The 21065-nt window shown below is 69.4% G+C and carries 19 protein-coding genes and 1 pseudogene; 7 read left to right on the top strand and 13 right to left on the bottom strand.

Going from position 1 to position 21065, the window contains the following annotated elements; translation table 11 throughout:
- Window positions 1–4 precede the first annotated feature (4 nt).
- Together ACIBAG_RS21150 and ACIBAG_RS21155 are read right to left on the bottom strand one after the other, a co-directional pair.
- Window positions 5–1426 (bottom strand): aminopeptidase, encoded by a 1422-nt coding sequence (locus ACIBAG_RS21150; RefSeq protein WP_399107047.1) that lies wholly within the window; start codon window positions 1424–1426, stop codon window positions 5–7.
- Window positions 1427–1498: 72 nt separating this feature from the next.
- Entirely contained in the window at window positions 1499–1888 is a 390-nt protein-coding gene (locus tag ACIBAG_RS21155) for a hypothetical protein (RefSeq protein ID WP_399107359.1), read from the bottom strand.
- 204 nt (window positions 1889–2092) lie between these two features.
- Between ACIBAG_RS21155 and ACIBAG_RS21160 the strand changes: the two genes are divergently transcribed.
- A complete protein-coding gene (locus ACIBAG_RS21160) occupies window positions 2093–2509 on the top strand; it encodes a hypothetical protein (protein ID WP_399107048.1) in 417 nt (138 codons plus the stop codon).
- A 48-nt stretch (window positions 2510–2557) separates the two neighbouring features.
- Here ACIBAG_RS21160 and ACIBAG_RS21165 read toward each other — a convergent pair whose 3' ends face one another.
- From ACIBAG_RS21165 to ACIBAG_RS21175, 3 genes are all read right to left on the bottom strand, one after another.
- Window positions 2558–6262: an ABC transporter ATP-binding protein gene (locus ACIBAG_RS21165; protein WP_399107049.1), complete on the bottom strand. Its 3705-nt coding sequence runs from the start codon at window positions 6260–6262 to the stop codon at window positions 2558–2560.
- 88 nt (window positions 6263–6350) lie between these two features.
- On the bottom strand, window positions 6351–7427 hold the full coding sequence (locus ACIBAG_RS21170) for an esterase-like activity of phytase family protein (protein ID WP_399107050.1): 1077 nt from the start codon (window positions 7425–7427) through the stop codon (window positions 6351–6353).
- Window positions 7428–7480: 53 nt separating this feature from the next.
- Window positions 7481–8362: a serine hydrolase gene (locus tag ACIBAG_RS21175; RefSeq protein WP_399107051.1), complete on the bottom strand. Its 882-nt coding sequence runs from the start codon at window positions 8360–8362 to the stop codon at window positions 7481–7483.
- A gap of 437 nt (window positions 8363–8799) precedes the next feature.
- On the opposite strand from ACIBAG_RS21175, the gene ACIBAG_RS21180 reads away from it, so the two are divergent.
- Window positions 8800–9294, top strand: coding sequence for a hypothetical protein (locus ACIBAG_RS21180; protein ID WP_399107052.1), 495 nt, complete (start codon window positions 8800–8802; stop codon window positions 9292–9294).
- Window positions 9295–9535: 241 nt separating this feature from the next.
- Here ACIBAG_RS21180 and ACIBAG_RS21185 read toward each other — a convergent pair whose 3' ends face one another.
- The 3 genes from ACIBAG_RS21185 to ACIBAG_RS21195 form a co-directional block, all read right to left on the bottom strand.
- Window positions 9536–10300, bottom strand: coding sequence for a hypothetical protein (locus ACIBAG_RS21185; protein WP_399107053.1), 765 nt, complete (start codon window positions 10298–10300; stop codon window positions 9536–9538).
- A 158-nt stretch (window positions 10301–10458) separates the two neighbouring features.
- Window positions 10459–10866: an Imm50 family immunity protein gene (locus ACIBAG_RS21190; protein WP_399107054.1), complete on the bottom strand. Its 408-nt coding sequence runs from the start codon at window positions 10864–10866 to the stop codon at window positions 10459–10461.
- Window positions 10856–11116, bottom strand: coding sequence for a hypothetical protein (locus tag ACIBAG_RS21195; protein WP_399107055.1), 261 nt, complete (start codon window positions 11114–11116; stop codon window positions 10856–10858). Before ACIBAG_RS21195 ends, ACIBAG_RS21190 begins: the two co-directional genes overlap by 11 nt.
- A 206-nt stretch (window positions 11117–11322) precedes the next feature.
- On the opposite strand from ACIBAG_RS21195, the pseudogene ACIBAG_RS21200 reads away from it, so the two are divergent.
- Window positions 11323–11675: pseudogene (locus tag ACIBAG_RS21200) on the top strand (hypothetical protein); the annotation flags it as partial.
- 56 nt (window positions 11676–11731) lie between these two features.
- On the opposite strand, the gene ACIBAG_RS21205 reads toward ACIBAG_RS21200, so the two are convergent.
- On the bottom strand, window positions 11732–11986 hold the full coding sequence (locus ACIBAG_RS21205) for a hypothetical protein (RefSeq protein ID WP_399107056.1): 255 nt from the start codon (window positions 11984–11986) through the stop codon (window positions 11732–11734).
- 469 nt (window positions 11987–12455) lie between these two features.
- Window positions 12456–12887 (bottom strand): hypothetical protein, encoded by a 432-nt coding sequence (locus ACIBAG_RS21210; RefSeq protein ID WP_399107057.1) that lies wholly within the window; start codon window positions 12885–12887, stop codon window positions 12456–12458.
- Between the two features lie 166 nt (window positions 12888–13053).
- Between ACIBAG_RS21210 and ACIBAG_RS21215 the strand changes: the two genes are divergently transcribed.
- From ACIBAG_RS21215 to ACIBAG_RS21225, 3 genes are all read left to right on the top strand, one after another.
- A complete protein-coding gene (locus tag ACIBAG_RS21215; RefSeq protein ID WP_399107058.1) occupies window positions 13054–13461 on the top strand; it encodes a hypothetical protein in 408 nt (135 codons plus the stop codon).
- 303 nt (window positions 13462–13764) lie between these two features.
- A complete protein-coding gene (locus tag ACIBAG_RS21220; protein ID WP_399107059.1) occupies window positions 13765–14574 on the top strand; it encodes an endonuclease I family protein in 810 nt (269 codons plus the stop codon).
- A 167-nt stretch (window positions 14575–14741) separates the two neighbouring features.
- Window positions 14742–15014, top strand: coding sequence for a hypothetical protein (locus tag ACIBAG_RS21225; protein WP_399107060.1), 273 nt, complete (start codon window positions 14742–14744; stop codon window positions 15012–15014).
- A gap of 4 nt (window positions 15015–15018) precedes the next feature.
- On the opposite strand, the gene ACIBAG_RS21230 is transcribed toward ACIBAG_RS21225, so the two are convergent.
- From ACIBAG_RS21230 to ACIBAG_RS21240, 3 genes are all read right to left on the bottom strand, one after another.
- Window positions 15019–16707, bottom strand: a complete 1689-nt coding sequence (locus ACIBAG_RS21230) for a thiamine pyrophosphate-binding protein (RefSeq protein WP_399107061.1) — start codon at window positions 16705–16707, stop codon at window positions 15019–15021.
- Window positions 16704–17684 (bottom strand): agmatinase, encoded by a 981-nt coding sequence (gene speB, locus ACIBAG_RS21235; RefSeq protein WP_399107062.1) that lies wholly within the window; start codon window positions 17682–17684, stop codon window positions 16704–16706. The genes ACIBAG_RS21230 and speB overlap by 4 nt, the downstream gene beginning before the upstream one ends.
- A gap of 66 nt (window positions 17685–17750) precedes the next feature.
- On the bottom strand, window positions 17751–19247 hold the full coding sequence (locus tag ACIBAG_RS21240) for a sodium:solute symporter (protein WP_399107063.1): 1497 nt from the start codon (window positions 19245–19247) through the stop codon (window positions 17751–17753).
- A 198-nt stretch (window positions 19248–19445) separates the two neighbouring features.
- Between ACIBAG_RS21240 and ACIBAG_RS21245 the strand changes: the two genes are divergently transcribed.
- Window positions 19446–20972 carry a PucR family transcriptional regulator ligand-binding domain-containing protein gene (locus ACIBAG_RS21245; RefSeq protein ID WP_399107064.1) on the top strand — a complete coding sequence of 509 codons (1527 nt, stop codon included), beginning with the start codon at window positions 19446–19448 and terminating at the stop codon, window positions 20970–20972.
- Window positions 20973–21065 lie beyond the last annotated feature (93 nt).

The raw sequence follows: 21065 nt of genomic DNA on the forward strand, positions 1-21065 counted from the left end.
AACGTTACGGCCGCAACGTCCGCTCCACGCCCCGCGCATCCAGCTTCGCGTCGAACTTCGCCAAGGGCTTCGCCGTCGACGGGTTCTCCTGGGCCGAGGTCGGGGCCACACCCGCCCAGTCCAGAATGCGAGCCGTGGCCAGCGCCCTCTCCCCTTCCACCAGGCCCGCCACACGCGCCCCGTGGTTGCCTCCCGGTACCGTGAAGACGTACGAGTCCTCGGAGCCCCTGCCTACCCGGAACCGCTCCGCGCCCCAGGGGTCGTTCTGGCCGTAGACGAACATCATGTGCCGGGCGTTGTGGCGGACCCAGGTGTCCACGTCGCGCATGGCCCACGGCTGGAAGCGCATCGGGATGTCACGCGGGACGAAGTCCCTCGGTGTGAGGTAGCCGTAGCGGATCAACTCCCGTTCGATGTGCGGGAATCGAATGGTCGCCGCGCCCAGTTGTGTGCCCGCCTGGTAGTAGTACGGCGTGTAGTGCTCCAGGCCCTGGTCCGTGGCGTAGGAGAAGCCCACGGCCCGGTCGATGGACTGCCAGATCGCCTCGTCGGTGGCGTGCGCCGCGTCCGCCGGGATCGAGGCGCAGTCGGACAGCAGGCTGTACTGCCAGAAGCCCCAGACGTAGTCCAGGACGACCGCCTCGTACGCCTTGTCCAGGCTGCCGAGCGTGCCGAAGGTGTAGCCGTGCTGTGCCGCGTAGGCCGCGTACCGCTCCTTCAACGGCTCCCGGCGCACCAGCGCCTCCCGCTGCACCGCGTTCAGCCGGTTGCGGCACTCCTTGGTGCCGACCCGCGCGAAGAAGCGGTCGTACGCAGAGTCCTCCTCGTTCACCGCGTCGTTGGGGGCGACGTAGGCGACGACGCCGTCCATGTCACGGGGGTAGAAACGCTCGTAGTACGTGGCGGTCATGCCGCCCTTGGAGATGCCCGTGGAGATCCATTTCTGGTCGTAGACCGGCTCCAGGGCCTTGAAGATGCGGTGCTGGTCGGTCGCCGCCTGCCAGATGTCCAGCTTGGTCCAGTCGGCCGGGTCGGGCCGGGACGGGGTGAAGAAGCGGTACTCCATGGAGATCTGGTTGCCGTCGACGATCTGCGTCGGCTCACGTCGGCTCGGTGACGTGGAGACCTCGTAGCCGCTGGTGTAGAAGACCGTCGGGCGGGAGACGTCCTTGTGCAGCACGGTGAGGCGCTGCCGGAAGGTGCCCGCGGACGGGCTGCGGTGGTCGACCGGCTGGGTGTAGTCGAGGACGAAGAAGCGGTAGCCGGGGTACGGCTTCTCCTCGATGAGGCTCATGCCCGGTATGGACAGCAGCCGTTCCTTGATGTCCGGCTCGGCGGCGGTGGCCGCCCCTGCCGTGGTGGCCGTGCCGAGCGCGCCCATGAACAGCGCGAGCGCCAGCAGCCATCTGAGGGTCTTGCGCGCCATGCACCCTCCCCTGAGATGCGGATGTGCGCGCAAGCTATCGGTCAACTCACCGCTGCAACAGGCGAGATGAAGTCAGCACAGAATCCACCCCTTGCTCACCGACCCCCGGCCCACCTTGCCCTTCACCCACACGCAGCGGTGCCCGGCGTGCACGGTGACCGGGCCTGCCCGGTAGCTGTACACACCCTCGTCCTTGACCGGATTGGCCCGGTATGCCTGGACGCTGACCATCATCTTCTGCCGGCGCCCGGGGTCCTTGGGCACGGTGATGGCGCAGACATAGCCGCGCTTCTTGTAGACGTACAGGGTGCCCGTGGAGAAGGGGTACGTCCTGACCTTGCGCCCCTCGCACTGCGTGGGTGCCGCCTGCGCCTGAGTCGGAGCCGCGACCGCGAGCAGTCCGGACGCGGTCAGCAACGCCAGGCCGATCGCCAGTCGTCGGCGTATCGCACCACTGTCCACTGTCTTGTCCTCCCCGTACACCGGCATTGAGCGTACTGATGTACGGACGCATGACGTATGCCGGGTGGTTGCACGACCGTCACCACGACATGCCCAGGCCGTTCCGTTCGGATCACCGGACCCTGGGCATGTGAGCGCACTCATCGGGTGCGGCGCCTCCGACCGCCTGTAGCCTGGCGTCGCCGTACGACGGGGGAGCTGACCGTGGAGAACGTCCTTTCCGTGGCCATCGGGGCCGCTGTCGGCCTCATAGGGGTGGTGTTCGGTGCGTGGTTCACCGCGCGCCGACAGGACCGCATGTGGCTCCGCGAACAGAAGCTGAAAGCCGGTGTCGGCTTCAACACGGCCGTGGTTCAGCTACTGGACCACCTGAAGGAAACACAGCTGAGTGACGATGGTCCCGGAGCCAACGAGTTGGCGAACCGGATGCAGGAAGCACGCTCAGCCCTCTACCTGCTCTGCTCCAGCGACACCGTCGATCTTGCCGATGCTCTCGCGCGTCGGGTCTGGAGCACCCGGCCCACCGACGGCAGGGACGACCGCCGGGCCGAGTTCCGAGAGACGTTGGAGCTCCTGCGTCGCTTCACCCACCAGCTCCGGCAGGAGATCGCCAGATCGTAGCCCCCTGGGATCACCGGGCGGACCGGACGACCCCTGGCGCACCCGGAGTCACGCCGCCGCGGCCTCCGCCTCCCCTATGAACGTCCGCCAGAGCTCGGCGTACCGCCCGCCGCGCGCCAGCAGCTCCTCGTGGGTACCGTCCTCGGCGACCCGCCCGTCGGCCATGACCACGACCCGGTCGGCCCGCGCCGCCGTGGTGAGGCGGTGGGCCACGACGAGGGTCGTGCGGCGGCCGGCGAGGCGGTCCGTCGCCTGGTTGACCTGGGCCTCGGTGGCCAGGTCCAGGGCGGCCGTCGCCTCGTCGAGGAGCAGGACGTCGGGGTCGACCAGCTCGGCGCGGGCCAGCGCGATCAGCTGGCGTTGCCCGGCGGAGAGGTTGCGGCCGCGCTCGGCGACCTCGTGGAGGTAGCCGCCGTCCAGGGTGGCGATCATCTCGTGGGCGCCGACCGCACGGGCGGCCGCCTCCACTTCGGCGTCCGTCGCGTCCGGGCGGCCGTAGGCGATGGCGTCACGGACGGTGCCCTGGAAGAGGTAGGCCTCCTGCGGGACGACGCCGAGCCGGTGGCGGTACGACGTGAGGTCCAGGGAGCGCAGATCCGTGCCGTCGACCGTGACCCGGCCGCCGGTCGGGTCGTAGAACCGCGCCACCAGCTTCACGAGGGTCGACTTGCCCGCGCCGGTCTCACCGACGAAGGCGACCGTCTGCCCGGCGGGGATGCGCAGATCGATCCCGGACAGCGCCTCCTCATCGTCCCCGTACTGGAAGTGCACGTCCTCGAACGCGACCTCGCCCCGCAGCGACAGCACCTCCAGCGGCTCCTCGGCCGCCTTCGTCGACGTCGGCTCCCGCAGCAGCTCCTGGATGCGGCCGAGGGAGACCGTGGCCTGCTGGTAGCCGTCGAAGACCTGGGAGAGCTGCTGGACCGGGGCGAAGAACAGGTCGATGTAGAGCAGATACGCCACCAGCGCACCCGTCGTCAGCGTCGCGTCGTCGATCCGGAGGCCGCCCACGATCAGCACCGCCACCGCGGCCGCCGACGACAGGAACTGCACGAACGGGAAGTAGACCGATATCAGCCACTGCCCGTGGACGCGGGCCTTGCGGTAGCTGTCGCTGCGCTCGGCGAACCGCGCGCCGCCGTCCCGCTCGCGCCGGAATGCCTGCACGATCCGCAGCCCGGACACCGACTCCTGGAGGTCGGCGTTCACCAGCGACACCCGCTCACGGGCGAGTTCGTACGCCTTCACACTCGCCCGGCGGAAGAAGTAGGTCGCGACGATCAGCGGCGGCAGCGTCGCGAAGACGACGAGCGCGAGCTGGAGGTCGATCACCACCAGGGCGACCATGATGCCGAAGAAGGTGACGACCGAGACGAACGCGGTGACCAGACCCGTCTGCAGGAAGGTCGACAGCGCGTCGACGTCCGTCGTCATCCGCGTCATGATCCGGCCGGTCAGCTCCCGCTCGTAGTAGTCGAGTCCGAGCCGCTGGAGCTGGGCGAAGATCTTCAGGCGGAGGGAGTAGAGGACGCGCTCGCCGGTGCGTCCGGTCATCCGCGTCTCGCCGACCTGCGCCGCCCACTGGACGGTCACGGCGAGCAGGCCCAGCAGGGAGGCCGCCCAGACCGCGCCGAGGGCGGCCTGGGTGACGCCCGAGTCGATGCCGTGCCGGATCAGGACGGGCAGCAGCAGACCCATGCCGGCGTCCACGGCGACCAGGCCGAGGCTGACGAGGAGGGGCAGCCCGAAGCCGCGGAGCAGCCGTTTCAGGCCGTACGACTCCTCCGGGCGGACCGCGCTCGCCTCGTCGACGTCGGGGGTGTCGGTCGCCGGGGGCAGCGCCTCGACCTGGGCGAGGAGCTCGGGCGTGGCCGGGGACTCCTCGAGCGCCAGGTCCCTGGGCTCGCGGTCGCCGGTCCACAGCCGCGGAGTCACCCCGCGTTCGGCGTCGAACTCGGCGTCCAGCTCGTCGCGTACGGAGGTGTCCTCGCGGGGGCAGGCCGGCTGGGCGTGGCCGGGTGAGACGCCGCCGAGTTCCTCGGGGTCGGTGAGGAGGCGGCGGTAGAGGGCGGAGCGCTCCTGGAGTTCCTCGTGGGTGCCGATGTCGGCGAGGCGGCCGGCGTCCAGGACGGCGATGCGGTCGGCGAGGTTCAGGGTGGAGCGGCGGTGGGCGATCAGGAGGGTGGTGCGGCCCTCCATGACGTGCTTGAGCGCCTCGTGGATCTCGTGCTCGACGCGGGCGTCCACCGCCGAGGTCGCGTCGTCCAGGACGAGGAGGCGCGGGTCGGTGAGGATCGCGCGGGCGAGCGCGACGCGCTGGCGCTGGCCGCCGGAGAGGGTGAGGCCGTGCTCGCCGACCTTGGTGTCGTAGCCGTCGGGCAGCTCGGCGATGAAGCGGTCCGCCTGGGCGGCGCGGGCGGCCAGGCGGATCTCCTCCTCGGTCGCGTCGGGGCGGCCGTACGCGATGTTGTTGCGGACCGTGTCCGAGAAGAGGAAGGAGTCCTCGGGGACCAGCCCGATCGCGGCCCGCAGCGAGTCGAAGGTCAGCTCGCGCACGTCGTGGCCGCCGATGAGGACGGCGCCGCCCGTGACGTCGTAGAAGCGCGGGAGGAGGAGGGAGACGGTGGACTTGCCGGAGCCGGAGGAGCCGACGACGGCGAGGGTCTCGCCCGGCCGGATCTCGAAGGTCAGTCCGTCGAGGACGGGACGCTCGTCGTCGTAGCCGAAGGACACGTCGTCGAACTCGACGGTCGCGGGGGCGTCGGCGGGCAGCGTCTTGGTGCCGTCCTTGATCGACGGCTCGGTGTCGATCAGCTCCAGGACGCGCTCGGTGCCCGCGCGGGCCTGCTGCCCGACGGTGAGGACCATGGCGAGCATCCGGACCGGGCCGACCAGCTGGGCGAGGTAGGTGGAGAAGGCGACGAACGTACCGAGGGTGATGTTCCCGCGCACGGCCAGCCAGCCGCCGAGCGCGAGCATGGCGACCTGCCCGAGGGCCGGGACGGCCTGCAGCGCCGGGGTGTACTTGGAATTGAACCGGATGGTGCGCAGCCGCCCCGCGAAGAGCCGCCGGCTGACGTCCCGCAGCTTGCCGGTCTCCTGCTCCTCCTGCCCGAACCCCTTCACCACGCGTACGCCGCTGACGGCCCCGTCGACCACGCCCGCGACGGCCGCGGCCTGGGCCTGGGCGTACCAGGTGGCGGGGTGCAGCTTGACGCGGCTGCGCTTGCCGATCCACCACAGGGCGGGCCCGACGGCGAGCGCGACGAGGGTGAGCGGCAGCGACAGCCAGGCCATGACGGCCAGGGAGATCAGGAAGAGCATGAAGTTCCCGATGGTCATCGGGAGCATGAAGAGCAGGCCCTGGATCAGCTGGAGGTCGCTGGTGGCGCGTCCGACGACCTGCCCGGTGGACAGCTCGTCCTGGCGTCGCCCGTCGAGCCGGGTGATGGTCCCGAACATCTCGGTCCGCAGGTCGTGCTGGACGTCGAGGGCGAGGCGGCCGCCGTAGTAGCGGCGTATGTAGGTGAGGACGTAGACGGCCAGGGCGGCGGCTATGAGCAGGCCGGCCCACAGGGCCATCCCCCGGGTGTGGTCACCGATGACGTCGTCGATGATCACCTTGGTGATCAGCGGGACGATCGCCATGACGGCCATGCCGGCCAGTGAGGAGCCGAGGGCGAGGATCACATCCTTGGGATAGCGCCAGGCGTAGCCCCACAGTCGCCGTGCCCATCCCCGTTGCGGTTCCACGCCGGTGCCCTCCGTTCGTCCTGATCTACCGGAAGGCACCAACGCGGACAGCGGCGGATTTCATCCCGCTGTAACGATCGGCGACCGATCAGATACGGACGCGCAGGTGGTAGAAGCGGGTCGTCTGCACGGCGTTCTGGTTGTCGTCGCTGACCAGCAGCACCTTCAGGCGCCCCGGCGAGTACCCCGTGACCGCCATCCCCTCGATGTTGTCGAGGAGCGGGTTCGGCTGGGGCTGCTTGGCCGTGGCGCCCAGGGACGGGCACGCGGCGATGTCCGCGAGGAGGGTCTTCTCGACCAGGCGTACGTCGTCCTGCCCCGTCAGGTGCTCGACGCCGCTCGTGTCCGTGGCGCGGCGCGGGTCGGCCAGGTAGAGCCGGACCGTGTTGCCGACTCCGGCGGTGAAGCCGCGCTCCAGGACGAGGAGGCGCCCGTCGGGGGTCGCCTGGACCTCCGGGACGCCGAGGCCGGTGTCGGCGCGGTAGGCGTACTGGGCGCCGAGCTCGAAGTGGCCGCCCGTCGTCCGGGTCCGCTGCCAGGTCTGGAAGCGGACGATGCCGGCGCTGTCGCCGTTCAGGGCGTACTCCATGGACGCGAGCAGGGTGCGGCCGCCGGGAAGCAGGGTCAGCCCCTCGAAGGTGCCGTTGGAGACGGCGCGGCCGGCGGGGGCGACGCGGAGGGCGTCCGGGACGGGGAGCCGGTCGAGGATCCGGCCGTCGCGGGAGTAGCGGCGCACGGACGGCTCGGTCTCGGACGAGATCAGCCGCGTCCCGTCCCGGTCGACGACGAGCCCCTCGGAGTCGAGGGCCGCGCCGCTCTCGTCGGCGAGCGGGACGACGGCCCGCGGCGCGAGCGTCCGCCGGTCGAGGGTGAAGAGGGCGGAACGGTCGGAGACGGCCGCGAGCGAACCGGTGGGGGTCCCCCCGCTCGAGCGAAGCCGAGAGTGGGGGACGTCCACGGCAAGCGCGGAGAAGTTGCCGACGAAGGTGCCCTCGTACGTCGTCTTGTCGAGCGCGTCGGAGAAGCGGTCGATGGAGACGGAGGGCGAACAGGCGTGGCTCTGCCCTGCGTTGGCGTGCACGGCGTTGGCCGGCCCGGTGGCGGACAGACAGGTGGCCGCCGCCAGGGACGCGGTGACGGTCGCGAGTACGGTTCTCAGGCGCATGGGCGTCACCGTAGGACGGCACGGTGACGGACAGGGGGCTGCCACGTGAAACGTCAGCTTGCCGCCAGGTCCCGGTGGATGACCTTGGCGACGCCCTGAATGGTCGTGATGCCGTAGTTCATGGTGCTGTTGCCATGGGTGAGCACCGTGACCACGTAGTCGTGGCCGCCGCCCTTGAACGCACCGACGCTGTGCACCCGCCAGCCGTTCGTGGCCCGCTGCAGCCAGCCGTTCTTGACGGCCACGGAGACACCGGACGGCGCTCCGTACGGAGTGCCCCAGCGCTGCGACGAGATCACCTGACTCATCAGCTTCAGGATGTAGGCGCGGGAGTTGTCGCTGAGCACCGAGTTCCTGGCGGTGATGAGCTTGAGCAGCTTCTGCTCGTCGGTGACGGTGATCTGGGTCAGCCCCCAGTAGCCGTTGGTCCCGGGCTTGGTCTGGGTCATTCCGGCGGCGGCGAGGAAGCCCTTGATCTTCGTCATGCCGAGCTGCTTCCACAGCGTGCTGGTCGCGGCGTTGTCCGACTTGGTGATCATGGCCTTGGCGAGGGACGTCTCGCGGTCGGTGAGATAGCGGTTGTGCTTCTTGGCGTCCCACAGCAGCGTGGCCAGCACGGTGACCTTGACGACGCTGGCGGAGTCGTAGGCCGTGGAGGCGCGCAGGCTGCAGGTGGTGTTCGTGGAACGGTCGTAAAGGCCGACCGCGACGGTGCCCCTGCGGTTGGCGAGGGCCGCGGTGATGTCCTTCTTCAGCTTGTCGGCGAGACCGGCCTTGGCGGAGGTACAGCTGACGGTGGGAGTGGCGGCCGCGGCGGCGGGCGAGGCGGCGGCGACGGACGGTATGAGGACGCCCGCGCCCACGCCGGCCGCGACGAGCACTCTGGCTCGTCTCGAAAGGCCTCTTGACTTCTCGCTGGATGTCCCTTGAGTCATGCCCTGATGACTCACGGGACCGGATGAAAGGTTGTACGTGTGTCAAAGGCGGTACGCGTGAGGACCGCTGCCGACGCAACCGAGCGGGAGCCCGCGGTGGACGGCTTGACGCACCACGCCTCACTGGAGCCGTCGCGCCCCTTCATCCATCCCTCCTCGTAGCCCTCGGGGTCGCCGCCCACTGCTGAGACCTGACCAACCACCGCTCTCAGCTTCGCCTCTCCCGGGGCCGTACCGTGCCGCTCGGGGCCAACGCGGCGGGCAAGACCACACTTCTGGCTGCCGCGGGTGCACCGGTAAGGAATCGTTAAGGAAACCCCTGGCCGAGCAACTGCACCATTGCACACGCATGACCGCGCCGGTAACGTCCCAATAGAAATGATCAAGCAGTTGTCTGACCAACAGCTGCGGGAACATGGGGGATCAAATTCGTGAGCATGCGAAGCAAGGGAATTTCTGCCGTCATCGCCCTCGCCATGACCGGCACGATGTACGGCATCAACACACAGACGGCGTCCGCGGCCACCCCGGAAACCGGGCAAGTGCGCGCCGGCGCCGATGAGATCTGCACCGTCCTCGGAATCGGCAGTGGCGCGGCAGGCCTGTCCAAGGCACTGGCCAAGGGGGCGTCGTGGGTGGGTATCGGCGCCAGCATCGGGTGCTATCTGTACTCGCAGGCGAAGAACGCCACGCCCGCGGAAAAGCGTGCGGCCATGATCAAGTCGTACAACAAGTACCAGGCAATGAGTGACCTCAAGAAGCTTGATGCGCTCGGTTACTACTGCCGGAAAAAGAACACCGGCGGTGGCGGCGGCACTGACGCTGCCCCCACCGACGTGAACACGAACGTGAATCGTGTGAGCGTGCGGGCAGGCTGGCGCGACATCAAAATGAAGGGCGTGACGTACTCGTGCACAGCCACCGGGGACTGACAGGTCACCGCGGCCCGGCCTATGGAGAGCGATTCCTGCTCTCCATGGCGCTGGTCGTCGTGAGCCTGTTGTGGATCACACGGGACATGGCTCAATGGGCGACGGTACTGTGCGGCGCCGGTTCGGTTGTCGGGGCACTCGGGGCGCTGCACTTCGGCTGGCGCTACGTTCGCTCACGCGGCGGCGAATCGCGGTGACTGCTCCACAACTTCCTCCGTCGTTCGGTCCTTCTTCCGCCGGGTCAGGCCCCGGTGGATCTCCGACGCCGTGAGGCGTACACCGCGCCGGCGGCGACAGCGAGAGCGGCACCGCCGGCACCGGCCAGCAGCACGAGGTCCGAGGAAGAGCCGGTCTCGGAGAGGGCGTCCGCTGTCGGGGAACTCGTCGTCTCACCCGTGTGCGTACCGGGTTTGAGGACCTGGAAGCCCGACCAGAGCTGGCCCTTCCAGTGCGTGTCCGGCCGGCCGGGTGCCGCTCTGAGCGTCTCGACGCCGATAATGACGTCGCCGATTTCATTGCCGGCCGTCACAGTGAACGGGAAGTCCTCGGCGACGCGGACGCGGAGCCGGATCGTCAGGGGTTTGCTGGGCACCAGGTCAGTTGTGACGTAGTCGCTGGCTTTGGAGCTGGGCGGGAAAACCACGTCCCGCCATTCCCCGGAACGGCGGTCCCTGGCCTGCAGGTCGACGGAGTTCGGGTCCCCACCGGGCATTACGGGCGTGAGGTCGTTCACCTGTTTGATGAGCACCACGTCGACATCGTCCATCGTCGTCGGCAGTCGTGCGTTGTAGACCGTGATCGTGAACTCGTGCCATCCGTCGCCCGCGGCCACCCGTCGGGGCAACCCGGTGATCTCGAACAGCACGCACTTGTCTTCGAAGAACGGGGCCACGCAACGGCGAGTGCTCGGCGTGGCGGTCGGGGACTCGGCGGCGTACGCCGTCGCGCCGGACAACAGGACCGCCGGGATCATGGCGGCGACTGCCGCGGTTCGACGGAAGTTCATGCGGAGTTTCATGTGCGGCCTCTACGGTGGCGAAATAGGCGGAATCACCGGGCTGTGCATGTGACATGTGGCGCTCGTGCGACCGCTACGTCGTGCAAAAAGTTGTGCCCGGGAGGTCTTTTCCGGGGGCCGGTCCTTCCAGCATCAGCGGCACACGGTTACTCGGCCTTGCTCGCGAGATGCCCCCGCACCCGGGTGAGCGTCGCCGAACCAGCCCGGAAGTCCATCCCGACGCCGCCTGTGCCGATGGAGACCGAGACGCACCCGCCAGGCGATCCGGAGATGGTCACGGCGTTCGCAACGGACGCGTCCCAGCCCTGAACACGAACATTGTCGGTGTCACCGAAGGCGATGAAGAACTCGCAGGTGTCGAAGCTCTTGGCACGCCATTCGTCCGGCAGTGATGAAGGCATGACGTCGGTCTCGAGCCCCAGCGTTACTGAACAGCCCCGTTCGTCGATATGTACGTGACTCAGGGCGCATTCCGAAAGATCTGGCGGTGACGATCCGTAGAGGTCACGCAACTCCCGCGCCGACGTCAGCGCAAGGGTCCAGTCATTCGGCATAGAACCGCCTCTCGGATGTGCCGGGCAGTTCGGAGTGCAACCGAGCGTCGACTCTTCGCATGAAGAGATGCCGTCCGGTGTCCGCACCGTCAGCGGTGATCCTGAACGCGCTCTCGTGGTCGACGAGCAACGAGTCGCTGCAACTGAATCGCAGGTCGACCCCGGGCCCCGACACAGTGACCCGCAAGCGCCGCAGCTCTTCCGGCACCATCGCGATGTCGGCGATGGTCGGAGGGTGCCAGTCGGTCAATGCGATGTCCGCAACGGCCAGGAAGTCGATGTGACATTGGAATGTGTCCACTTCGGCTGCCCGCCACTCCTCAGGGACGTGCTCCGCTGCACGTTGGCGAGATACTCATTCCACGCCGACATCCACGAAGCTCCTCACAAACAACCACCGGTACGCCTGCCCACCGGACACCCTCAACCAGGTGCCGGGGCGATGAGCAGCCGTCCTTGACGGCATCCCCGCCCGCGCACCCCACCGCCCAGCTGATCCTCAGCAGCGGTGAGCCCGTGATCTCCATGTGGGGCTGGTCCGGCAGCGACAAGGCGATGACGCTCGCCAGGCTCAAGGGACTCGTGAAGGCGGGCGAGTTGCACTACATCCAGATCGGTGGCGGCGGCATGGGCGGGGGCCCGGTGGCGGTTCGAACGTCAGCTCCGAGGTCACGGAGTAGGTGCAGAAGAACGGTACGGCGGTGAAGGAGAGCGACTACAGCAAGACCACGGCGGAGTCCGACTCGGACAACTCCGCACAGAGCAACCAGTCGACGATCTACCGCCTGGACGCGTCGGACGTCAGCTGACACCGACGTGACACACAACGGCCCCTGCTTCCCCGGTCAGGGGCCGTTCTGCTGCGTCAACTCTCGTGGTCAAGACGCACGAGGTCCTCGGGCAGGGCGTACCGGTGATCACCGGTCAGCACGTCACGCTCGAAGAGCAGCACGTACTCCCGGTCCTCGTCGAGACCGCACGTGGCACACGGCTCCTGGTAACCGATGGCCTCCGCACGCTCCTGGCCGGGAGTTCCCTTGTCGTTGCCTCCCCACCTGATGCGGTCGCCGACGCGGTAGGTGTCCTGGAAGGTGTGTCCGAAGTGGAACTGGAGGGTCATCGGACCTTCGTCACCACACCTTGGACAGCCGTGCAGCCGCGGCACGACCGCCATGTTGAACGCCCCCATCAGTTCCTCCGTCACTCAGTCCTCGTCGTCCCGCACAGACCACCCACGCTCGACCTTCCGCTCCCTCGACCATCGCATCTCAGGAGGGCGTACATGGCCGACGCTCTCCCGGTGTGAACCGGAAGGGCATCAGCTGATCCAGGGGCGATCTCCTTGTCGCCCGGCCACGCACCCGCCGCCGCCTTGATCGCGCCCTCGGCGGTACCGTTCTGGCCGCCGACCAGCCAGGTCACCCCGGCCGACGTCCGTACGGCGATGCTCTGGCCGGCGTGCGAGTAGTAGCGCGTGCCCGACACGGCAGCACTTCGCCCCGCTGAGCACTAGCTCAGCGGGGCGAAGTGATCAGGAGCCGGAATTGACGAACAGCGTCGGAAACATTCGGGAGGGCCCCCTCCGGGTCTTAGTCCTCGTCGTCCTCCAGATACCAACCGCGCTCGACCATGCGCTCATTCAGCTGTTCCACCTGCCGAGCCGGCGGTTTCCGGATGGAGAGCGCCGCTGCCATCTGGTTGCGCACCACATGCTGGTCGAGGCCGAAGGCGGCCTCGACCACGACGCCGAGATTCCTCTCCGACAGGAGGCCCGAGAGGATCACGAGCAGTGGACCGTAGTCCGCGTCGTCCTCCCGGATGCCGACCGGAAACACCAGGTGGAGCTGGTCGACCACTTCTGCGAGATGAGGTTCCAGATCTGGCATTTCCCGATCCATGACGCCGGTGCGTGAACGATGGCGTTGAACGATACGCCCCGGACTGCTGCCGCCCGTCGCCGACCGGATCGCCCGGATGCGCCACTTGTACATCGGCAGGCGATCGTCGGCGCCCGTGTCCACGCGGTTTAAGGCGGTGACCCACGCGGTCGACGCCGTACTGGCCTGGTCGCTTCCGGAACCCGTCGTGCTCGCGCTCGATCACCACTGTCGGCACGTCATGGCTCCCGGACTGCCCGGAAGTACGGTTTGGCGGCGTCCCAGTCACATGGCTGCGAGGATGCGCTGTGTGGTGACGGATGAGGAGTGGGCGCGGGTTCGAGGGAAGCTGCGCTTCGGGCAGGTCTTGCGGGGCACTGTCGTGAAGGTGCCAAGACCTGGGACGATCGGGATCTTCGTAGATATCGGATTGGGCGTCGGGGGCTTTGTCGACGTTCTGCTGTTGCCGGAACAGGCAGAACAATGGCCCGCCGAAGGCACCATCACTGATTTCGAGGTTTGGTGGGCGGACAGCCGTCAGCAGGTCCGGCTGAAGCCGTCCGATCCGCGGTACTTGCGGGAGGACTTCGCGGACTTCACTGCACGTGTGAGACCCGGTTGGCCGTCCGACATAGGCCGGCCCGTTCGCGACAGCGGGCCGGTCACCGCGCAGGACCTTGCTTCGCCACTTGATCGGCAGGACCGCCGTGAACTGTGAGACGCGGGTGCGGGCCCGGGGCGTCTGAAGGATGTGGGCGGTGAGCTCTCCACCCGGCATTCATGGTTCCTTTCCGGATCAAGCGTCTTTGCCCCGCCATCCCACCGGTTCCGCGCCCCACACCCCAACCCTCCATGCGGGGGCATTTCGGCATGTCAACTCGCGTAGATGAGCACCGATTTGCCGTTTCCCGTCACCTAAAAGACACGCACCAGCCCTCGACTTCACCGCATGTCCATGCCACTCTCCCGTTTGCCGCCTCAGTTCAACCCGCGTAGATCCCCGCGTAGATGGGAACCCCACATGCTGGCGACACACATACGTCACCGCCGCTGGAAGTCGGTGGCGCTGACGACGGCCGCCGTCCTGGTCGGCCTCACCGCTCCGGCGCTCACCGCCTCCCCGGCCGCCGCGACGACGACGGCGTACGACGACACGTACTACGCCGACGCGATCGGCAAGACCGGCACGGCCCTGAAGGACTCCCTGCACACGATCATCAGTGACCAGACGGCGATCTCGTACTCCGCCGTCTGGAACGCCCTGAAGGTCACCGACCAGGACCCGAACAACAGCAACAACGTAAAGCTGCTGTACTCGGGCATCTCCCGCAGCAAGTCCCTCAACGGCGGCAGCACCGGCAACTGGAACCGCGAGCACGTGTGGGCCCAGTCGCACGGCGACTTCGGCACCTCCGCCGGCCCCGGCACCGACCTGCACCATCTGCGTCCCGAGGACGTCCAGGTCAACAGCATCCGCGGCAACAAGGACTTCGACAACGGCGGCAGCAGCTTCACCAACTCCGGCGGCAGCCTGACCGACTCGAACTCCTTCGAGCCCCGCGACGCCGTCAAGGGCGACGTGGCCCGCATGATCCTCTACATGGCCGTCCGCTACGAGGGCGACGACAGCTGGCCCGACCTGGAGCCGAACGACGCCGTCACCAACGGCAGCGTCCCCTACCACGGCCGTCTCTCGGTGCTGAAGGCGTGGAACGACGAGGACCCGCCGGACGCCTTCGAGGAGCGCCGCAACGAGATCATCTACGACACCTACCAGGGCAACCGCAACCCGTTCATCGACCACCCGGAGTGGGTCGAGGCGATCTGGTAGGCGACCGGGCCCTGTTCAGTCGCCGTGGACAGGTAGACCCGTAGTGCCACAGGGCTTCAGTACCGCAGAGCCGTGGACGCGCCAGGGGCCCCGTCGGTCCCTGGCGCGTTCGGTCACCACCTGTGCAGCCGAATAACCTGCGCCGATCCGTTGCCGTTGACCCGGCTATGAAGAAGATCAGCGCGCTCGCCGCGTTCACCATGGCAGCCTTCGCACTCGCCGCCCCGGCCCACGCCGACACCTACACCCACGCCGACGAAGGCGACCGTGGCCGTATCACCGTCGCCGGCTACCCCTTGACCACCGCCTACCTCTGCAAGGAGGCGCTCTCGCTCGTCCCCGTGGTCACACCGTGGACCAGCACCGCGGTGGACGACGCCTGCCACGACCGCGAACACGTCCACGACTCGCGCGACCGGGCCGCTGGGACAGCACGCTGAGGCATCACACCGTGAGGTGCGTCGGCGCGAACATCCGCAGCACCGCCGGAAGGACGACCACCGACGGCCCGGGCTCGGACAGCGCCTTCGCCAGGTCGGCCTCCAGCGTCTCCGGGGTCGTACGGACCCCGGGGACGCCGAACGACTCGGCCAGCGCCACATAGTCCGGCCGCGTCAGCTCGGTCGCCGTGGCCCGGCCGAACGCGTCCGTCATGTACTCGCGCAGGATGCCGTAGCCGCCGTCGTCGACGATGAGCCAGGTGACGTTCAGGTCGTACTGGCGGGCCGTCGCCAGCTCGGCGATCGAGTACAGCGCGCCCCCGTCGCCGGACACCGCCAGCACCGGACGTGTCGGATCCGCGACCGCCGCGCCCAGCGCCGCCGGGAAGCCGTAGCCGAGGCCGCCCGCGCCCTGGGCGGAGTGCAGCTGGTTGGGGCCCTTGGCGTCGAAGGCCGACCAGGCCCAGTACGCCAGGATGGTCATGTCCCAGAAGGACGGGGAGTCGGCGGGCAGGGCACGGCGCACTGACTCCAGGACCTGCTGTTCCAGGGTGAGTTCCTGGGCGGCGATCCGCTCGGTGACCTTGGCGAGGACCTCGCGGACGCGCTCGGGCGCGGACGGATCCGTACGCTCCGCCACCGTCTCCAGCAGCGCCTGCAAGGCGAGGCGGGCGTCCGCGTGGATGCCCAGCGCGGGGTGGTTGGACTCCAGCTTGCCGAGGTCCGCCTCGATCTGGACGACGCGGCCGCGGGGCTTGAACGTGTGGTAGTTCGAAGAGAGTTCGCCGAGGCCCGAACCCACCACCAGCAGTACGTCCGCGTCCTCCAGGAAGTCCGTGGTGTACCGGTCCTCGATCCACGACTGGAGCGACAGCGGGTGCTTCCACGGGAACGCGCCCTTGCCGCCCGGAGTCGTGACCACCGGTGCCTGGAGCCGCTCCGCCAGCTGCTGCAGCTTGCCCGAGGCGTCCGCCCGTACCACTCCCCCGCCCGCGATGATCGCCGGCCGGGCGGCCCGGGACAGCAGGTCGGCCGCCACCGCCGTCAGTTCGGGGCGCGGCGGCAGCTCCTCGGGGAAGGCGTCGCCGCCCGTCACCACCGGGATCGACGTCTCGGCGAGCAGCACGTCCTGGGGGATCTCCACCCACACCGGGCCGTGCGGGGCCGTCAGCGCCGACTTCCAGGCCGCCTCGATCGCGGACGGGATCTGCGACTGGGTGCGGACGGTGTGGACCGACTTCACCACGCCCCGGAACGAGGCCGCCTGGTCGGGGAGTTCGTGCAGGTAGCCGTGCCGGCCGCCGCCCAGGCCCGCCGTCGGGACCTGGCTGCTGATCGCCAGTACGGGGGCGCTGGCCGCGGCCGCCTCCTGGAGCGCGGCCAGCGAGGTGAGCGCGCCCGGGCCCGTCGACAGCAGCAGCGGCGCCGCCTCACCCGTCATCCGGCCGTACGCGTCCGCCGCGAACCCCGCGTTGTTCTCCACCCGCAGACCGATGTACCGCAGGTCCGAGCGGCGCAGGGCGTCGAACATGCCGAGCGCGTGCTGGCCGGGCAGGCCGAAGACCGTCGTCGCGCCGAGCCCGGCCAGCGTCTCCACGACCAGGTCCCCGCCGTTGCGGCCGGCGGGAGGGTTCAGTGCGGCGGCAATCTGTGCTTCGGTCGGACGGAGTACCAGGTCGTGGTCGTGAGTCACTTCGCTTCCGAGTCCTTCCGGGCCGCCGCGATCTGGCGGGACATGATCGTGGTGAGTTCGTACGCCGTGTGGGACGCGGCCACCGACGTGATCTCGGCGTGATCGTACGCGGGCGCCACCTCGACGACGTCCGCCGATACCAGGTTGCAGGACGCCAGGCCGCGCAGGATCTCCAGCAGCTCGCGCGAGGTCATGCCACCCGCCTCGGGGGTGCCGGTGCCGGGCGCGTGCGCCGGGTCGAGGCAGTCGATGTCGATGGAGATGTACAGCGGGCGGTCGCCGATGCGCTGGCGCAGCTGGTCGGCGACCTCGTCGGCGCCGCGCCGGTAGATGTCGGCGGAGGTGACGATGCCGAAGCCCATCTTCTCGTCGTCGGTGAGGTCCTGCTTGCCGTACAGCGGACCGCGCGTACCGACGTGGGAGAGCGCCTCCGTGTCCAGGATGCCCTCCTCCACCGCACGGCGGAACGGGGTGCCGTGGGTGTACTCGGCGCCGAAGTAGGTGTCCCAGGTGTCGAGGTGGGCGTCGAAGTGGAGCAAGGCGACCGGGCCGTGCTTCTTCGCCACCGAGCGCAGGAGCGGGAGGGCGATGGTGTGGTCGCCGCCGAGGGTCATCAGACGGGCGCCGGTGCCGAGCAGCTCGTCGGCGGCCGCCTCGACGGTCTCCACGGCCTCGTTGATGTTGAACGGGTTCACCGCGATGTCGCCGCCGTCCGCCACCTGCGCGAGGGCGAACGGGGACGCGTCCTGCGCCGGGTTGTAGGGGCGCAGCAGCCGGGACGCCTCGCGGATGGCGTTGCCGCCGAAGCGGGCGCCCGGCCGGTACGAGACGCCCGAGTCGAACGGCACGCCGACCACGGCGACGTCGGCGCGGCCGACCTCGTCGAGGCGGGGCAGCCGGGCGAAGGTCGCGGGTCCGGCGTACCGCGGGATGCGGGAGGAGTCGACGGGGCCGCGGGGCGTCTCGTTGCTGCTCATGGGGAAATGCCTTCTTTCCTACGTCTCATACGCTTCATCGCGTATGCGGGTTATCTGCCTACGACTCTACTGGCGAGCCGGCACCGGTTCGGACACGAGTTCGGGAGCCCGACCGGCGAGGCGCTCACGCCAGGCGGCGAGTACGGCCGCGTCGGTCGGCCTGGTCATCAGGGAGACGGCGATGTACGCGGCGAGGGAGGACAGCAGGCCGTAGTAGACGGGCTCGTTGGCGAGGATGCCGTGGGTCGCCATCAGGACGATCACCGCGACGCCGCCGACCACGACCGAGGCGAGCGCGCCCTGCACCGTCCCGCGCCGCCACAGCAGTCCGCCGAGGATCGGCACGAGCAGTCCGCCGACGAGCAGGTTGTAGGCAACGGTCAGCGCCTCTACGACGTTGTTGAGCGCGATGGCCGTGACGATGACGGCGATGCCCATGAGGAGGATGAAGGCGCGGTTGCCCTTCACCTCGTCGTGGGCGTTCTCGGTGAGGTCGGCCTTCACCTTGCCGTGGGCGTCCTCGGCGCCGCGGGCCGCGCCCCGCAGCCGCGACCAGATGTCGTTGTTGGCGACGGTCGCGCAGGCGATCAGCGCGCCGGAGGAGGTGGACATCACGGCGGCGAGGGCGGCGGCGAGCACCAAGCCCCTCACCCCGACCGGGAGTTCGTCCTTCACGATCGTCGCGAAGGCGTCGTCCGCGCTGCCCAGCTTGGGGTAGAGCACCTTGGCGGCCGTTCCGATGACGGCGCCGGCGAGGGCGTAGGCGAGGCAGTAGGTGCCGGCGACGGTGCCGCCCCACTTGGCGGTGTTGTCGCTGCGGGCGGTGAAGACGCGCTGCCAGATGTCCTGCCCGATGAGCATGCCGAACGTATAGATCAGAACGTAGGTGAAGATCGTCTCGCCGCCGATGCCCAGCGGGTCGAAGTACTCGGTCGGCAGCTGCGCCTTCATCTCGCTGAACCCGCCCGCCTTGACGACGGCGATGGGCAGGAGCAGCAGGAGCACGCCGACGGTCTTCACCACGAACTGCACCATGTCGGTCAGGGTGATCGACCACATGCCGCCGAGCGTCGAGTAGGCGACGACGATCGAGCCGCCGAGGACGATCGCGACGGTGCGGTTCATGTCGAACAGGACGTCGAAGATCGTGGCGTACGCGATGGTCGAGGTGACAGCGAGCATGAGGGTGTACGCCCACATGACGACACCGGAGATGACGCCGGCCCGCCCGCCGTAGCGCAGGTCGAGCATCTCGGAGACGGTGTAGACCTTCAGGCGGGCGATGCGGGCGGAGAAGAAGATCGACAGGGCGAGGAGCCCGAGGCCGATGGTGAACACCATCCAGGCGCCGGAGAGCCCGTACTGGTAGCCGAGCCCGACGCCGCCGATGGTGGACGCGCCGCCCAGGACGATGGCCGCCATGGTGCCGGAGTACATGGTCGGCCCGAGCCGGCGGCCGGCGACCAGGAACTCGCTCTTGGACTTGGCGCGGCGCATGCCCCACCAGCCCATGGCCAGCATGCCGGCCAGATAGACGACGATGACTGTGTAGTCGACGGCCATGTTGGGGCCTCCTTCGCGCACATTCCGGTGGCGTGTCGTGCAGATGGGGGGTGGCGTCGTTCGGAATTCGGCAGCGGCTCGCGGGGACATCCGCCCGTACCCGGGGCCGCCGGTCTGGAACGACAGTAGGTGGCCGGAAAGCGACTGCGAAGTGTACGTTTCATCCATCCGAGGTTGCGCGAGTGTAGGAAACGTCCCATGCCGGAGCCCGCTGTTCCCCCCACCCCACCGGTCGCCCTCTCGGCCCTCGTGGCCCGTGAGGACCTGGGCCTGCGCCAGATCGCGGGGCCGACGGACGCGGACACGGTGATCCACTGGGCGCACACGTCCGAGATGGCCGACCCGTATCCCTATCTGCTGGGCGGCGAGCTGCTGCTGACGGCCGGGGTGCACGTGCCGGAGGCGGCGGGTTCGGGGACGTACTTCGACGACTACGTGTCGAGGATCGTCGCGGCGGGCGGCGCCGCGCTCGGCTTCGGGCTCGCTCCCGTCCACGACACGGTGCCGCGCGCGCTGGTGGAGGCGTGTGACACCTACGGGCTCCCGCTCCTGGAGGTCCCGCCCCGGACGACCTTCTCCGGCGTGGCCCGCGCGGTCTGGCAGCTGATGGCCCAGGCCCGCCACGCCGAACTGCGCCGCGTGACGGAGGCCCAGCAGAGCCTGGCGGCCGCCGCCTCCCGCCCGGATCCGGTACGGGCGGTACTGCGGCAGCTGGCGCAGCGGGTCGGCGGGTGGGCTGTGCTGTACGGACCGGAAGGGGCGGAGGTCGCTTCGGCGGGGCGGGTTCCGGAGGGGGCGGACACCACGTCCGGGGCGGGGGCGCAGGGCCCGTCGGCGGTGCGGGTGCCGCAGGAGACGGTGAGCGGGGCGCTGGCCGGGCTCGCGGCGGTCGTACGTCCCTCGGGTCCGGGCACACCGACCTCCGCCACCGACGCCGCCGCCGGCGTCCACCTCGCCGCCTATGCCCTCGGCGCCGGACAGGGCTTCGTGCTCGGCGTCGCCGCCCCGCACCGCGATCCCGGCGACCACACCATCGCCTCGGTCGCCGCCGTACTCCTCTCCCTCCTCACCGGCGAGCACCAGAGCGGCTCCGGGGCGGCCCGTTCCTCGGCGCTCGTACGGCTGCTGCTGGGCGCCGAACCGCAGGCGGTGGCCCCCCTGCTGGGCGAGGGCGACTGGCTCGTGGTCCACGCCCGACCCGACAGCCTGCCCTGCGACCCGGTGACGGCCTCGGCGCTGGGCGCGGCGCTGGGCTCCCCGCTGGTCGACCTGGCGCGGGACGTCGTACGCGTCCTTGTCCCGGCGGGCCGCGAACCGTCCGCGCAGCCCGGCTGGACCCTCGGCGTGAGCGCCCCCGCGCCCCCGCCGGACTGGCCGGCGGCCGACGCCCAGGCGGCCCGGGCCCTGTCCCGGGCGAGGGCCACCCGCACGCCCCTGTTCCGGCACGCCACCCGACGCCCCGCCCTCACCGAACTGCTCTCCCCCGACGAGGCGGAGGCCCACGCCCGCGCGCTCCTCGAACCGCTCGCCCCGCCGCTCACCGAGACCCTGCGCACCTGGCTGTCCCTGCACGGCAGTTGGGACCGCACGGCGGTCGCCCTTTCCGTGCACCGCAACACCGTCCGCCAGCGGATCGCCCGGTGCGCGGCGCTCCTCGGCACGGACCTGGACGACCCGGACGCACGGATGGAGTTGTGGTTCGCCCTGCGGCACAGCGAGCGGTGACCGGCGATGCGCAACACCACGCCGTGATCTGCACAGTGACCCACGTCGCACGCGCACCGGACTCCGGGCGTCCCCACAGTTGTCTGCCTCACA

The sequence above is a fragment of the Streptomyces sp. NPDC051243 genome (assembly GCF_044455405.1).
Classification (GTDB): Bacteria; Actinomycetota; Actinomycetes; order Streptomycetales; family Streptomycetaceae; genus Streptomyces.